The organism is Streptomyces albiaxialis (genome assembly GCF_039530985.1).
GTDB classification, from domain to species: Bacteria; Actinomycetota; Actinomycetes; order Streptomycetales; family Streptomycetaceae; genus Streptomyces; species Streptomyces albiaxialis.
Map to the genome: position 1 here is coordinate 16,163 of NZ_BAAAPE010000017.1, position 14,256 is coordinate 30,418.

Sequence of the window (14,256 nt, forward strand, 5' to 3'; positions counted from 1 at the left end):
CCTCCGCCGTCTCAGCTCGCCGTACCGCCCGCCGGGCCGGAACGGGGGGCCGTGCCCAGGTGCACGCCGACGCGCTTGACCAGCAGCGTCATCTCGTACGCCACCTGGCCGACGTCGGAGTCGGCGTCGGAGAGCACGGCCAGGCAGCTCCCGTCGCCCGCGGCCGTGACGAACAGGAACGCGTCGTCCAGTTCGACGACCGTCTGCCGGACGTCACCCGCCTCGAAGTGGCGGCCCACGCCCTTGGCGAGGCTGTGGAAACCGGAGGCGACGGCGGCCAGATGCTCCCCGTCCTCTCTGCTGAGGTCCTGGGACGCGCCTCTGGCGAGGCCGTCCCCGGAGAGCACGAGCGCCTTGCGGATGCTGCCGACGCGCTCGACCAGCTCGTCGAGGAGCCAGTTGAGCTCGCCACTCCCTGACGTGGCGTGCGATGCGGCTTTCGGTGCGGTCATCGACCGTCCCCCTCCGGTGTCGTTCCTTGTGCTGGCTCCCCCGCTTCGTCCCCCGACGGGCCGGCGTCGTTGTGCCGCCTGCCCCGTTCCCATCCGCGCTGGAGCGAGGACATCCGGCTGCGTACGGCCTCGGCCTCGCGTTCGGCTTCCTCGGCATCCAGGACGGTACCGCCCGCGCCTGCCTCGCTCCGCGGCGGCCCGGACGCCGTGTCCGGCGCGGGCCTGTCGGACTTGAGCTGCGGCGCGAGGCTCGCCTGGCGCACCCGGCGCGGCAGTCCGCCGACGGTGGCGGGCCGCGCGGGCGCGTCCCCGGCGCCCTCGCCGGGCGCCTCGTCGCGTGTTCCGTCGTGTGTCCCGTCACGTGTCCCGTCGGAGCCGGGCGCCTTGGACGGCTGCTTCGGCTTGCGGCGGGGCAGTTCCCGGCGGGACTCCTTGTCCTTGTCCTCGTCGCCGGACCCGTCCCGGTCCCGGTCCCGCTGGGCCGCGCCCACGGGGCGTCCGTGGTCGGAGACCAGGACCGGGGTGTTGCGGCGGCGGCGCGGCAGCGGTGTCGTACGACCGCCGGTCTGCTCCTCGTCCTCGGCGCCCCGCGTGCCGGGACCCTGCTCGTCGTCGGCCTGCTGGTGCTGCTCGCCCGCCGGTGCCCGTGAGAAGGGCGTACGCGGCACCGCCTGCGGCACACGCGGCCCGGGACCGCCCGTACGGGGCGGGCGCTCGGCGGGGGCGTCGGGCGCGGGCGGGGACTTGCGGAAGAGCCGTCCGCCGCTGTCCGGCGCGTCGAGCGACGTGTCCAGCGAGGTGTCCAGTGACGCGTCCAGCTCGCCGAGCGGCGGCTCCAGTTCGACGGGGCCGTCGACCGGCCCGCCCAGGGCGCGCTCGCCGACGCCGTTCTCGCGGTGCTTCTCCAGCCGGGGCGCGGACCGCTGCGGCAGCGCGTCGCCCTTCGTGCCGTTCTCCAGCGCCGTACGGCGGCCGGGGCGCTCCTCGTCCTCGCGTCCGCCGCCGGGCGTCTCGGTGAGGACGGCGCCGGGGATGAGGACGACGGCCGTGGTGCCGCCGTACGGGGAGGGCTGGAGGGAGACGCGGACGCCCTGGCGCTGCGCGAGCCGGGAGACCACGAACAGGCCGAGCCGGTCGGTGTCCGACAGCTCGAACTCGGGCGTCTCGGCGAGCCGCAGGTTGGCGTCGAGCAGCGCGTCGGCGGCCATGCCGAGCCCTCTGTCGTGGATCTCCAGCGTGAAGCCGTTCGCGACGCGCTCGCCCAGCACCTGCACGGCGGTGTGCGGCGGGGAGAAGACCGTGGCGTTCTCCAGCAGTTCCGCGACGAGATGGGTGAGGTCGGCGACGGCGCTGCCGTCCACGGCGAGCCGCGGCAGGCGCCGCACCTCGATCCGCTCGTAGTCCTCGACCTCGGCGACGGCGGCGCGTACGACGTCCATGAGCTGGACGGGCTTGCGCCACTGCCGGGACGGCGCGGCGCCGGAGAGGATCACCAGGCCCTCGGCGTGGCGGCGCATGCGGGTGGTGAGGTGGTCGAGGCGGAAGAGGTCGGCGAGTTCGTCGGCGTCCTCGGTGCGGCGCTCCATCGCGTCGAGGAGCGTGAGCTGGCGGTGGAGCAGCACCTGGTTGCGGCGGGCGAGGTTGACGAAGACCTCGGAGACGCCGCGCCGCATGTCGGCCTGTTTGACGGCCGCCTCGACGGCGGCGCGCTGCAGGGTGTTGAGCGCCTGGCCGACCTGGCCCATCTCGTCCGGCGGGTAGTCGAGCCGCGGCGACTCGGTCTCGACGTCGACCTGCTCGCCGGAGGCGAGGCGCCGCATCATGCTCGGCAGCCGCACTCCGGCGGACTCGTTGGCCTCCTTGCGGAGGGTGTTGAGGTCCCTGACGAGTCCGCGTCCGACGCGGAAGGAGATGATGAGTGAGGCGAGGACGGCGAGGAACCCGAGGAAGCCAGCGGCGGCGGCCTGGAGCAGCACCCTGTCGGCGACGGGCTCGACCCGGTCCTCGTAGCGCTTTTCGGCCTCGGCGGCGAGGTCGTCGAGGTCGGTGAGGACGGTGGAGGTGGCGGAGTGCCAGCGCTTGACGGTGACGGCCGTGCCGAGGCCGCGCGTGCCGCTGGCGATCAGCGTGTCCTCGTAGCTGCGGAGGGTGCGGCCCTCGGTGCCGTTCCAGTAGTTGTCGAAGATCTGCCGGTCCTCGGCGGGCAGGAAGGGCAGGTTGTTCTGGTACGACATGCTGCGCTCGGCCACCCGGTCCGAGAGGGCGCGCTGGTCCCCCTTGGTGATGCGCCCGGCGACGAACGCGGCGGCCGTCAGGGCGTCCTCACGCGAGAGGTACTCGCGGGCGCGCGCGACGCCGACGAGCGCCCGCGCCTGCCGCTCCAGCCCGACGTCGTCGAGGCCGCCCTGCGAGCTGAAGAACGTGAAGGCGGGGTCGATGAGTTCGTTGTACGCCTGGAAGGCGCCGCCCCGCGTGATGGTGTTGTCGGCGACCTTGGAGCGGAGCTGGTCCAGGCCGCTGAGGCCGTCGAGCAGCTCGTCGAGGCGTGCGCGGCCGTCGCCGCTCAGCATCGAGCGCAGCCCGCCGTCCTCGGCGCGGTCGCGGAGCCGCGCGACAGTGGTGTCGGTGGCGCGCTGGGCCCGCCGGAGCTTCTCGCGGGACGCGGAACCGCGCGGGTCCGCGAGGTGGATGAGGATCTGCCGCCGCTCGCGCTGGAGGGCCTGGACGGTCTCGTCCGAGGGGTCGCCGATCCGGTTGGTGATCTCGTCCACGTTGGCGAGGCGCTGGGCCTCGCTCCCCGTGATGTAGGTCGCGAAGCCCCAGATGGACACGAGGGACACCAGCGGCACCAGCAGCAGCACCACGATCTTCCGGCGGATGGACTTCCCGCGAAAGCGCATGGCCTCCCCTACGTCGGCCCCGGTGCGCGGGGGCGTGTTCCGTCAGCAAACGGCGCGAGCTTACTACTGCCGCGCACCCAACTCGAAGATATGTATGGGCGTTGGAACAGGGCGCCCAGGGTGCCTCATCCTGGGTTGTCCGTCGATGCCCCGACAGATGTTCGGCGATTGTGGCACAGGACACGTTTATGGAAACGTGTCCGTGCAGAGGGTCGTGAAGAGGGAGTGAAAGACATGTACGCGAAGACCCGGCTCCCGGACCCGGTGAGGGCGGCCGCTGTGCGTGCGGTGATCATCGTCGCACTGACCCTGGTTCAGCTCATGGTCGCCGTGTTCTGCTCGCTCGCGCAGGTCTGGCTGGCCTTCCCGATGGTGCTGGCGACGGTGGCCAGCACGGTGGTCGCCACCTGGGGAGTCCTGGACGTCTGGATCACCCGACAGGTGTGGGTGCAGCGGAACGGAGTCGTCTCGGAGCCGAGCAGCGCGGCACGGCAGCGCCCACGCGTGCCGCACCGCCGCCCTGAGCCCGCCGGAGCGCGGGCCTCCGGGCCGGGAGCCTCCGGGTCGGGAGCCTCCGCAACCGGGAGCGGAACCGCCGCTACCGGGAGAGGGGCTCCGCGCCCGCGCCGCCCTGCTGAGGCGGGACGTCAGGGCGGGACGGCGACGGCTCCCCGTCCGGCCGCTCCCCGTCCCCCGGCTGCCCAGCCGACGGCTGCCCGTCAGGGCGCGCCCCGTCCGGCTGCTCCTCCTCGGGGCGGCGGAACATCCGTGTCGCGGTGATCTCCCCGTGCACCACCGGCCCGTCGCCCTCGGCCTCCTGCTGCGGGAGGCCGGGGCGCAGGTGCTCCTCGACGCTGATGTACTTCAGGCCGGCCCGCAGATCCGCGTCGTTCCGCAGGCGGATGACGAGGGGGAACTCGGCGAGGGCCGTGGTGTCGAACAGGCCCGTCGTGTAGAGGAGCTGGACGCCGAGCGCGTCGGCGACGGCGCGCTGGAGCTCCAGCAGATACGTCGCGTTGGCGCGGCCGATGGGGTTGTCCAGGAAGAGCGTGCCCGCGTGGCGGTGCTTGTCGTGCCCCCTGTCGTTGCTGCGCAGGGCGGCCATCGTGCAGTAGAGCGCGATGGCGGCGGTGAGGAGCTGGCCGCCGGAGAAGACGTCGCCCATCTGCCCCACGGGCACGCGCTCGGCGCGCAGCACGGCGTCGGGCTTGAGGATCTCGACGGCCACGCCGCGCGGCTGGAGCGCCGCCGAGACGCCGCGCAGCAGCAGGGACATGCCGTCGCGCCGCAGGTCGGAGTTCTTCTTGACGGCCGAGCGCGTCGCCTCGTCGATGACCTCGCCCAGCCGCTCGGTGAGCGTCGCCTGGTCGGGGTCCTCGAAGCGGATGCGCAGGAACTCCTGCCCCGACCACTCCCCCAGCCCCTCCGGCAGCCGCGAGAGCCGCTGGGCCGAGCGGAGCGTGGCGAGCGAGGACTCGACCAGGCCGCGCAGCCGGTCGACGATGCTGTCCCGGTTGCGCTCCAACTGCTCCAGCTCGTCGCTCAGCACGCGCAGCCGGGGCGCGAACGCGGTCGCCCACGCGGCGGCGTGCTCGGGCAGCGCGGCCGCGGGCAGCTCGCGGATCTGCTGCCGCGCGGGCGTACGCACCTGCTCGTAGCGGCTGGAGTTGGCGTGCCGGACGAGGACGTCGCTCGCCTCGCGGACGGCCTGCTCGGCGGCGGTGAGGTCGGCGGCGCAGCCGCGCAGCGAGCGGCGGGCCTCGGCGGCGGCCTGCCGCGCGTCGGCGGGGGCACCGGCGAACGGCTCGGGCTGCTCCTCCTGTTCGCCCTCGGCGCCGCCCGCGTGGGGATCGCGGAGCAGGTCGCGGAGCGTGGCGGCCGTCTCGTCGAAGGCGCCCGCCGCGTCCTCGGCCGCGGTGTGGGACCGGACGAGCGTCTGGTGCGCGGCGCGGGCCGACTCCAGCTCGTCGGTACGGGCCGCGAGTTCGGCGTTGGCCGTGCGCAGCAGGGTCTGGGCCTGGCCCGCGTCGGCCGGGACCAGCTCCTCGGGGAGGTTTGTGTGCGCCTCGCCGTCCGCCGGGGCGAGGCGCTCGGCCTCGCCGCGCAGCCGCCCGAGCTGCTCGCTGGCGGCCGAGCCGCGTGACTCCAGCTTCTGCACCAGGGCCTCGGCCCGCGCGGCGGCGGCCTGGCGGGAGGGGCCGTCGGCGCCGTCGGCGCCTTCGAGGAGCTGGGCGGCGCGGGTGCGGACCTTGTTGGTGAGCCGGTCGAGGGTGGCGAGCGCCGCCGACTCGTCGCCCTCCGCGCGCGCCTGCTCGGCGCGCAGGTCGGCGCCGACGCCGACCTTCTCGTAGAGCTGCGAGGCCGAGCGGTAGGCCTCGCGCAGGTCGGGGAGGGAGGAGGCGGAACCGGCCCGGTCGCCGGAGTCCGTCTCGTCCATGTCGTCGGGGACGCCCGCGATCTCGGCGCGCTCGGCGCGCAGCGCACGGGCCGTACGGCGCGCGTCGTCGGCGGCGCGCTGCGCGGCACGCCGGTCCTCGTCGGCCGAACGCGCGCGCTCCACGCAGATGTCCGCGCGCTCCTCGGCCGCCGCCGACTCGTCGGCCAGCTCGCGCAGCCGCGTCTGCCACTTGCCGCGCTCGCGGAGCCGGAAGGCGAGCCCGGCGAGGGCGTCGGCGCTGCGCCGGGCGCGCTGGGCCTGCTCCTGCCGCTCGTCGCGGACCCGGGCGGTCTCGGCGGCCTGCTCGGCCGCCTCCTCGTGGGAGGTCACGGCCTGGGTGAGGCGCTGCTGCGCGGCCTCGGCGGCGGCCCTGGACTCCCCGGCCGCCGCCGCCAGCTCCGCGAGGCGCCCCTCGGGGCAGCCGGTGCGCCAGGAGGCGAGCCGCGCGGCCAGCGCGCGGTCGGCGCTCAGGCGCGCGGCGAGGGCTCGGATCTCGCCGTCGCGCCCCGCGGCACGCTCGCGGAGCTGGCGCCGCTCGTCGTCGGCGGCCCGCTCGTCGTGCATCGCCGGGTTCGGCGGTACGAGGAAGACCGCGCCCCCCTCGTCGGCGCCCGGCGGCGGGGTCGGGGCCAGCAGCGCCGCGGCCGTACCGACCGCGACGGCCGAGCGGGGCAGCAGCGCGGCACCGGCGAGCACCTCGCGGGCGCGGGCGTGGCTGTCGGGGTCGGTGATGACGACGCCGTCGACCAGCTCGGGGCGCGCGGCCAGCACGGACGCGTGGTCGGCGGGGTCGACGGCCTGCGCGAGATAGCGCCAGCCGGGGAGGGCGGGGATGCCGTGCTCGCCGAGGAACTCGACGGTGGCGGTGACGTCGGGCCCGGGCGGCAGGAGGCCGCCGTCGCCGAGCGCGCCGAGCATCCGGGAGTCGTCGGCCGCCGCCGTACGCAGGTCGAAGAGCTGGCGCTCGGCGGCGCCGACGCCGTCGTCGAGCAGCTCGCGCAGCGCGTCCGCGTTCCGGTCCAGCTCCTCGGCGGTGAGCGGGCCCGAACCGTCCCGGGCCGAACCGTCCCGGGCCGAACCGTCCCGGGCCGCGCCCTCCGTGGTCTCGCGGGCGCTCTCCGCTCCCTCGGGCCCGTCGCCCGCGCGGGGTCCGGGAACGGCGCGTCCGGTGCCGTCGGAGGCGAGGGGGGCGCCGGGGAGGCCCAGCAGCTCGGCGAGGCGCTCTTCGGCGCCGAGGGCCTCGGCGGCCGAACGCTCCGCCGCGTACGCCGACTCGGCCGCTTCCGCCGCGTCCGCGGCGCGGGCCGCGGCGAGTTCGGCGCGGGAGCGCTCGGCGGCGGCCTCCTGGGCGCGCTCGGCGCTGCGGGCCGCGGTCTCGCGGGCGGTGTCGAAGGCGGCGACGGTGGTCTTCTCGGCGTCCGACGCGGCGAGCGCGGCGCGCGCCGGGTCGGCGTCGGGTGCCGCGTCGTCGAGCCAGCCCGCGCGGACGGCCTCGGCGGTCTCCTGCTCGACCTCGGCGAGGCGCTGGCGCAGGTGCTCGGTCTCGCTGCGGGCGCGCTGGGCCTCGGTGGCGGCGGCGGTCGCGTCGCGGTGGGCGCTCTCGCTCTCGGTCTGGAGGGCGGCGGAGCGCTCCTCCTGCTCGGTGGCGATCCGCTCGCCGTCCTCCGCCGCCCCGTTCAGCGCCCGTACGAGCGCCGCCGCGGCGCGGGCGCGGGCGGCGAGCGCGGGCGCGGCGTCGCGCTCGGCCTCCTGGATGGCGGCGGCGACGCGCGCCGAGCGGTCGGCGGCGGCGCGGTGCGCGAGCACGGTCTCGGCGGCCTGCCAGGCCGCGTGCAACGTGCGCGCGTCGCTCAGCTCGCGCTTCTGCGCGGCGGCGGACTTCTCGGCGGCGGCGAGGGCCAGGGAGGCGTGCCGGTAGGCGAGTTCGGCGGCGACGAGGGACGCGCGGGAGCGGGCCTCCTCGGCGGCGGTCACGGACTCCTCGGCGCCCGCGACCTGTTCGGCCAGCTCGGCGGCGCGGCCGCGCTCCTGGGTGCCGCGGGCGCTGAGACGGCGGGCCAGCGTACGGGTGCGGCGCTCGGCACCGGTGTGGATCTCGCGGGCCTGGGCGCGGGTCCCCGCGGCCTCGTCGATGCGCTGGAGCAGGTCGAGGGAGCCCGCGGTGAAGTCGCGCTCGGCGGTCAGCTCGGCGCGGCGGCCGAGCTTGTGCGCGAAGCCGTGCACGAGGTCGGCGAGGCCGTCGGTGTCGCGGGTGTCGGTGACCGCGCGGAGGAGGAGGTCGGTGAAGTCCGAGTCGTTCTTGACGGCGAAGAGTCCGGCGGCCTCGCCCTCGTCGGCGTTCATCTCGCGCTGGTAGCGGAAGAGTTCGGGGTCGAGGCCGAGGCCCGTCAGGTGCTCGTTCCACCGCTCGTGGATCTCTTCCCAGACCACGTCCAGGTTCGGATACGCCTTGCTCGTCTCGATCAGGACGTCCCGGAAGCCCTTCATGGTGCGGCGCCTGCCGCGCGCGGACGAGGCGCCCTCGGCGGCGGGCCGCAGCGCGGAGGACTCGGCGACGGGCAGGGAGTCCAGGGACATGCCGGGCCCGGGCCGGAACGAGTACCAGGCCTCGGCGAACTTCCTCGGGTCCCCCGACACCTGCCGCCCGCGCCACTCGCTGACCTTGCCGACCACGATGGACTCGCCGGTCAGCGTGTGCTGCCACTCCAGCGCGACGTGCCCGCAGTCGTCGGCCAGCAGGAACTTGCGCAGCACGCCGGAGCTGGCGCCGCCCAGCGTGTTGCGGTGGCCGGGGAGCATCACGGAGAAGATCAGCTTGAGGAGGACGGACTTGCCGCCCCCGTTCTCCAGGAAGAGGACACCGGCGGGCGCGGGGCGGCGCGGCGGGCCCTGCGGCTCCTCCTCGAAGAAGTCCGCCTGGGCGGGCGCCGGGCTGGGGACGGGCTCGCCGACTCCACGCAGGTCGAGCACGGTGTCGGCGTAGCGCGCACCGGCGGGACCGATGGAGTAGAGACGGATCCGGGACAGCTCGTACATGGCGGACTCTCGTGTCTGGTGTCTGCGGGGGGGTCAGGAGTGGAACGGCAGTCCGGCGTCGGGGGCCAGTTCCAGGTCGTCCGGGTCCTGCGGCGGGAGGAGGCTCGCGGTGCCGTCGGAGACGGGGACGACGCCCAGCTCCAGCAGCTCGGCCATGGCGGCGCTGCCCGCCATGTCGCGGACCTGGAGCTGATAACGCGCCGTCGTACGGTACGTCCCGCCCGCGTCGTCGCCCGTCTTCTGGAGGAAGCCGGAGTCGGCGAGGAAGGCGACGGCCTTGGCGATGATGCCGGTGGTCGAACCGGCGAGCCTGCGGGCGTCCTTGGTGGCGCCGGTGGCGCTCCGGCGGGCGTAGACCCGCCAGGCGGCCTCCAGGCCCGGCGCGTCGCTGACCGGGTCGGTGTTCTCCCCCTCCTCCTCGGCGCGCTCGTCGAGCCTGCGGCAGGCCTGGCGGACGAACGAATCCACGCCGTTGACGGTGATACGGCCGATGTAGCCGTCGTCGGCGAGGTCCTCGGGGCGGGGGAACGCCATGGCGGCGACGGCGAGGTGCGCGAGGCCGTGCAGGAAGCGGTCGGCGGAGTCGGCGGTGGCCCGGCGGGCGTAGTCGCCCATGCGGACGGCGAACACCGAGTCCTCGTCGGCGGCGAGCGCCATGCCCGCGCGGGTGGAGACCTCCAGCACGACGAGTCCGAGGCCGGTCGCCACCGCGTCGGCGAGGCGCGCGAAGGGCGGCTCGTCCCGGTACCTCCGCAGCAGCTCGGCGTACTCGGCGTCGCGGGCCGGGGCGAGCTTGGGGTGCAGGCCGAAGGAGACCAGCCGGGCCGCGTCCGCGGCGTCGGCCGGGGTCACGGGGGCCGCGGCCTTCGGCCCTTCCGGCTCCGCCGGGTCGGGTTCGGGTACGTACTCGGTCACCGTCGATCGCCTGTTCTCTCCGTGCTGTCACCTGGGGTACGGCCGCGCGCCACCGGGGCGGGTGCCGTCGGCGCATGGGCCACCGGGGCGATCGCCGCTGGGGCATGGGCCGTCGGCGCATGGGTCACCGGGGCGGTCGGCCGCGGGGGTGCCGTCCGGGGGCTCACACCGCCTCCGTTCTGTCCGCCGCCATGCTCGCCGCGTCCAGGAGTGCCGTGCCGACGATCAGGTCGGCGCCGCCGAACTCCGGATCGTCCAGCGGTGTGCCGTCGTCCACGGCGAACAGCAGGCGCTCCTCGCCCTGCCGGTAGGCCGTGCCCACGGGCGGGCTGGCGGCGTGGACGGCCAGGAGCGCGACCAGATACGGCAGTTCGGGATCGCGGCGGCGGGCCTCCGCGAGCAGGCCCGACAGCCGGCGCGGCGCGTCCGGGGGCAGCTCCAGCAGCTCCGTCGCGGTCTCCATCTGCTCCTCGCTGAACCGGCTGTCGTCGGGGGTCGCGACGAGGTCCGGCTCGGGCATCTCGGCGCCGAGGTGCTCGCGCGGCGCGGGCGGGGTGAGCAGCAGGTCGACCAGGTCGCCCATGCGGACGGCGCCGGGCGTGCGCAGCCCCGCGCCGCGCGCGAAGAACGCGTCCGTCACGCGCGTCGCCTGCTCCAGGGGCAGCGGGAGGACGGGGCTCAGGAGCTGCCCGTACAGGTCGGTGCCCGCGCGGGCCGCGGGCGGCGCGAACGCCTGGCGGTCCTGCTCGGCACGGAAGAGCGGCCCGGCCTCCAGCAGCCGGGACTGGAGCTGGGTGTGGCGGCGGATGCAGTCCTTGACTATGTCGACCAGCTCGGCGGCGCGGCGCTTGTGATCGGGGCCGCGCTCGGAGGCGGCCTCGTCGCGCACCTTGCGGATGTTGGTGAGGATCGCGTTCTCATGGCGGTAGCGGTCGGCGACGTGGTCGAGCGCCTCGGTGATCATCTCGGGGACCGCGCTCAGCCAGTCGACCGCGCGCACGTCGCGCCGGGTGGCCTCCAGAGTGCGGCGCAGCGTTTCCGCGTACTGCACCGTGCGGTAGCGGGCCTGCTCGGCGGCGAGCTGCGCGTCGGCGAGGCGGCCGCGCGAGATGAGGACCTCCAGCTTGACCTCGGCGGCGATCTGGGCGCTGGTGACGTCGGTGTCGAGGGCGCCCACCAGGACGTTGACCGCCTCGTCGGTGGTGCGGAGATAGACGCTGCCGCCGGGGCCGGGGACCTCCTCGATGAGTTTGAAGTCGTAATCCCTGCGGACGTAGGCGCCGTCGGGGCCGAACGTGCCGTAGACCGCGCGGAATCCGCGGTCGACACTGCCGACGTTGATCAGGTTCTCCAGCACCCAGCGGGCCACGCGCTCGTGCTCGGACGCGGAACGGTCCGGGGCCTGCGCGGCGACGCGGGGCAGCAGCCTGGTCACTATCTGCTCGTGGTCGGCGCCGGTGTCGAAGTCCATCTGGAGCGTGACGAGATCGATGGCGGCGAGGGCCAGCTCCGCCATCTCGTACGTCGAGTACTCCCCCGCGAGGTTGGCCTTGCGGGTGTCGAGGTCGTGCAGCGGCGCGGTGCACGCGAGCGCGCGGAGACGGCGGGCCAGGCCCTCGTCGGCCGCGGGGCCGACGGCCGGGGGCTGTGCCGGCGGGGGCACCGCGGCCCTCGTCGGGGGGATCGTCGTCGTGGCGTGCTCAGTCACGACGGACACACTAAGCCGTACCACTGACAAGATCCGAAACGGCACGGATACGGCACGTATGTGGCGTTCCGGGCATCCTGTCCGGCAGGGTGCCGATCCTACCGGGTGCGTCCGCGCGCCTCGCGGGGAGGTCCCGCCCTCGTCGCGCCCGCCGCGTTCCGGCCACGCGGGGCGCCGCGCGGAGTACCGCGCGAGGTGCCGCGCGCGGCGCCCGTCGCCGCGTACGCCCCGGCGAGCTGGCGGCGGGAGTCGTCGAGGTAGGCGGCCAGGAGCAGTTCGGCCGCGTGCGCTTCGCCCTCGCGCAGCGCGGCGAGGATCTCCTGGTTGCGCGCGAGGTAGGGGCCGTGGAAGCGGCGGGGATCGTCCATCACGTGGAAGACCAGCCGCAGTTCGGCCAGGACGGCACGCATCATGGCGTCGGTGCGGGGACTTCCGGCCAGCTCCACCATCGACTGGTGGAAGCGCATATTGGCGGTGCCCAGGTCGCGCCAGCGCCCCTCGCGCTCGGCGTCCCGGCCTGCCCCGATGGCCGATTCGAGCCGCTCCAGCGGGTACGGGGGCTCCCCGAGCGCCCGCAGCGCGGCGCACTGCACGAGGGCGCGGACGCGGTAGATGTCCTCCAGGTCCTCGACGGTGAGCACCCGTACGAACATGCCGCGGTTGAGCCGGTGGACGAGCAGCCGCTCGTGGGTGAGGAGCCGGAACGCCTCGCGGAGCGTGTTGCGCGAGACGTCCAGGGCGCCGCCTATCTCCTCCTCCACCAGCCGCGCTCCGGGGCGGAAGGCGCCCTCGATGATCCGGGACCGGAGGATGTCCGCGACCCGTTCCGCCGTACTGGTCCTCCCCAACAGCACGCGGTCCCCGGTGAGTTCGTCCAGCACGTCGTCGCTCATGGCTGAAGTGAACCGCAGCCTGAAGAACATGACAACGTGAGGATTGCCGAATCGTTGAACAATCCCTACGTTGAATCGCGAAGATGGCCCGCCCGTCTCCTGCGAGGTGCCCATGAGCACGACACCAGAGGCTCGCAACCAGGCTCGGAACCGGAGTGAAGAGCCGAACCAGCACACGCGCGAACGGCACGAACGGCACGAACGGCACGACGATCACGACAGCGGGGCCCTCGCCTGGTTCCGCGACCTCGGCCCCCGTGGCCGCCGCGCCTTCGCGGGCGCGTTCGGCGGCTACGGCCTCGATTCGTACGACTTCTACGCGCTGCCGCTCGGCATGGTCGCCATCGCGGCGTACTTCGGGCTCAGCAGCGGCGAGACCGGCCTGCTGGTCACCACGACCCTGGTGGTGTCCGCGCTCGGGGGCGCCCTCGCCGGCGTCCTCGCGGACCGTATCGGGCGCGTACGGGCGCTGCTGCTCACGGTGATCACCTACGCGCTCTTCACCGTGCTCTGCGGATTCGCGCCCAACTACGAGACGCTGCTCGTCTTCCGCGCCCTCCAGGGCCTCGGCTTCGGCGGCGAGTGGGCGGTGGGCGCCGTCCTGGTCGCCGAGTACACCTCGGCCCGGCACCGCGGCCGTACGCTCGCCACGGTGCAGAGCGCCTGGGCCGTCGGCTGGGGCCTGGCGGTCCTCGTCTACACGGCCGTCTTCCAGTTCCTCGACGAGGATGTGGCCTGGCGCGTCATGTTCTTCACGGGCGCCCTTCCCGCGCTGCTGGTGCTCTGGGTCCGCAAGAACGTCCAGGACGCCCCGGCCGCCGTCCACCGCCTGGAGAGCGCGGCCGAGAGCGGCGAACGCGGCTCGTTCGCGGCGCTCTTCCGGCCCGGGCTGCTGCGGGTGACGCTCTTCGCCTCGCTGATGGCCACCGGCGTCCAGGGCGGCTACTACACGCTCGCCACCTGGGTACCGGCCTATCTCGACGACGAACGCGGGCTGACCGTCGTGACGACCGGCGGCTTCCTGGCGACGCAGATCGTGGGCGCCTTCACCGGCTATCTCACCGGCGGGTATCTGACCGACCGGCTCGGCCGGAAGAAGACCATCGCCGTCTTCGCCGCGCTCTCCGCCGCCTGCGTCCTGGGATACACGAACGTGCCGGACGCCGCCGACGGGCTGCTGCTGGTGCTCGGATTCCCGCTCGGCTTCTGCATGTCGGCGATCTTCAGCGGCTTCGGCTCCTTCCTCGCCGAGCTGTACCCGACCGCCGTCCGCGGCACGGGACAGGGCTTCACGTACAACGTGGGGCGCGGGCTGGGCGCGCTCTTCCCCACGCTGGTGGGCGCCATGGCGGACAGTTGGGGCGTCGGCGGGGCCCTGGTGTTCGGGGCGCTGGCCTACTGCCTCGCGGCGCTGGCCCTGCTCGGTCTCCCGGAGACGCGCGGCCGTGAGCTGGTCTGAGCGCACGGCGCCGGGGGCGCCCCGGGCGCCGAGCCGTGTGGCCGCGCACCTGGTCGCCGTCCCCGCCTCGTGGGCCCAGGACCTGTCGCTGTTCTGCGCCCACAACCCGCAGGCGTGCCCCGTACGGGACATCTGCGCCACGGGCTCCTGGACGACGCGGCTGGCGGACAGCGCCGACCTGCGTACCGCGCTCCCCCGCTACCGCGTATGGGAGGACGGCGTGGTCGTCGCCGAACCGGCCGAAGCCACCGGCCACTGGCGCACGGACCTCGTCGCCTTCCTGCTCGGCCCCCCGTGGCCGCTCGACGACGCGCTCACCGCCGCCGGAGTGCCGCTGCGCCACGTCGAACAGGGCCGGGCCCTTCCCGCGTACGCGACGAACCGCGCCTCGCGCCCGGCGGGCCGACTGAGCGGGCCCCTCGTCGTGACGATGCGCCCGGTCCCGGCGGCGCTGGC

At 74.9% G+C, this 14,256-nt stretch carries 7 protein-coding genes and 1 pseudogene; 2 read left to right on the forward strand and 6 right to left on the reverse strand.

Going from position 1 to position 14,256, the window contains the following annotated elements:
- Window positions 1–11: 11 nt before the first annotated feature.
- From ABD343_RS34065 to ABD343_RS34090, 6 genes are all read right to left on the reverse strand, one after another.
- Entirely contained in the window at window positions 12–452 is a 441-nt protein-coding gene (locus ABD343_RS34065) for a roadblock/LC7 domain-containing protein (RefSeq protein WP_344533923.1), read from the reverse strand.
- Window positions 449–3,352: a nitrate- and nitrite sensing domain-containing protein gene (locus ABD343_RS34070; RefSeq protein WP_344533925.1), complete on the reverse strand. Its 2,904-nt coding sequence runs from the start codon at window positions 3,350–3,352 to the stop codon at window positions 449–451. Before ABD343_RS34070 ends, ABD343_RS34065 begins: the two co-directional genes overlap by 4 nt.
- A 598-nt stretch (window positions 3,353–3,950) precedes the next feature.
- The gene (locus ABD343_RS34075) at window positions 3,951–8,825 is read right to left on the reverse strand and encodes a coiled-coil domain-containing protein (protein ID WP_344533927.1); all 4,875 of its coding nucleotides are present in this window, start codon (window positions 8,823–8,825) and stop codon (window positions 3,951–3,953) included.
- Between the two features lie 33 nt (window positions 8,826–8,858).
- Window positions 8,859–9,740 carry a hypothetical protein gene (locus ABD343_RS34080; protein WP_344533928.1) on the reverse strand — a complete coding sequence of 294 codons (882 nt, stop codon included), beginning with the start codon at window positions 9,738–9,740 and terminating at the stop codon, window positions 8,859–8,861.
- 163 nt (window positions 9,741–9,903) lie between these two features.
- Window positions 9,904–11,448: a hypothetical protein gene (locus ABD343_RS34085; protein ID WP_425578345.1), complete on the reverse strand. Its 1,545-nt coding sequence runs from the start codon at window positions 11,446–11,448 to the stop codon at window positions 9,904–9,906.
- Between the two features lie 98 nt (window positions 11,449–11,546).
- The gene (locus tag ABD343_RS34090) at window positions 11,547–12,341 is read right to left on the reverse strand and encodes a GntR family transcriptional regulator (protein ID WP_344533930.1); all 795 of its coding nucleotides are present in this window, start codon (window positions 12,339–12,341) and stop codon (window positions 11,547–11,549) included.
- A 112-nt stretch (window positions 12,342–12,453) separates the two neighbouring features.
- Here ABD343_RS34090 and ABD343_RS34095 point away from each other — a divergent pair, with 112 nt between their 5' ends.
- Window positions 12,454–13,800 carry an MFS transporter gene (locus ABD343_RS34095; RefSeq protein ID WP_344533932.1) on the forward strand — a complete coding sequence of 449 codons (1,347 nt, stop codon included), beginning with the start codon at window positions 12,454–12,456 and terminating at the stop codon, window positions 13,798–13,800.
- A pseudogene (locus ABD343_RS34100) lies at window positions 13,787–14,251 on the forward strand (D-glutamate cyclase family protein); the annotation flags it as partial. The gene ABD343_RS34095 and the pseudogene ABD343_RS34100, both read left to right, overlap by 14 nt.
- Window positions 14,252–14,256 lie beyond the last annotated feature (5 nt).

Coding starts and splice junctions, on each gene's coding strand:
- ABD343_RS34065 (WP_344533923.1), bottom strand. CDS start 452: ATGACCGCACCGAAAGCCGCATCGCACGCCACGTCAGGGAGTGGCGAG.
- ABD343_RS34070 (WP_344533925.1), bottom strand. CDS start 3,352: ATGCGCTTTCGCGGGAAGTCCATCCGCCGGAAGATCGTGGTGCTGCTG.
- ABD343_RS34075 (WP_344533927.1), bottom strand. CDS start 8,825: ATGTACGAGCTGTCCCGGATCCGTCTCTACTCCATCGGTCCCGCCGGT.
- ABD343_RS34090 (WP_344533930.1), bottom strand. CDS start 12,341: ATGAGCGACGACGTGCTGGACGAACTCACCGGGGACCGCGTGCTGTTG.
- ABD343_RS34095 (WP_344533932.1), top strand. CDS start 12,454: ATGAGCACGACACCAGAGGCTCGCAACCAGGCTCGGAACCGGAGTGAA.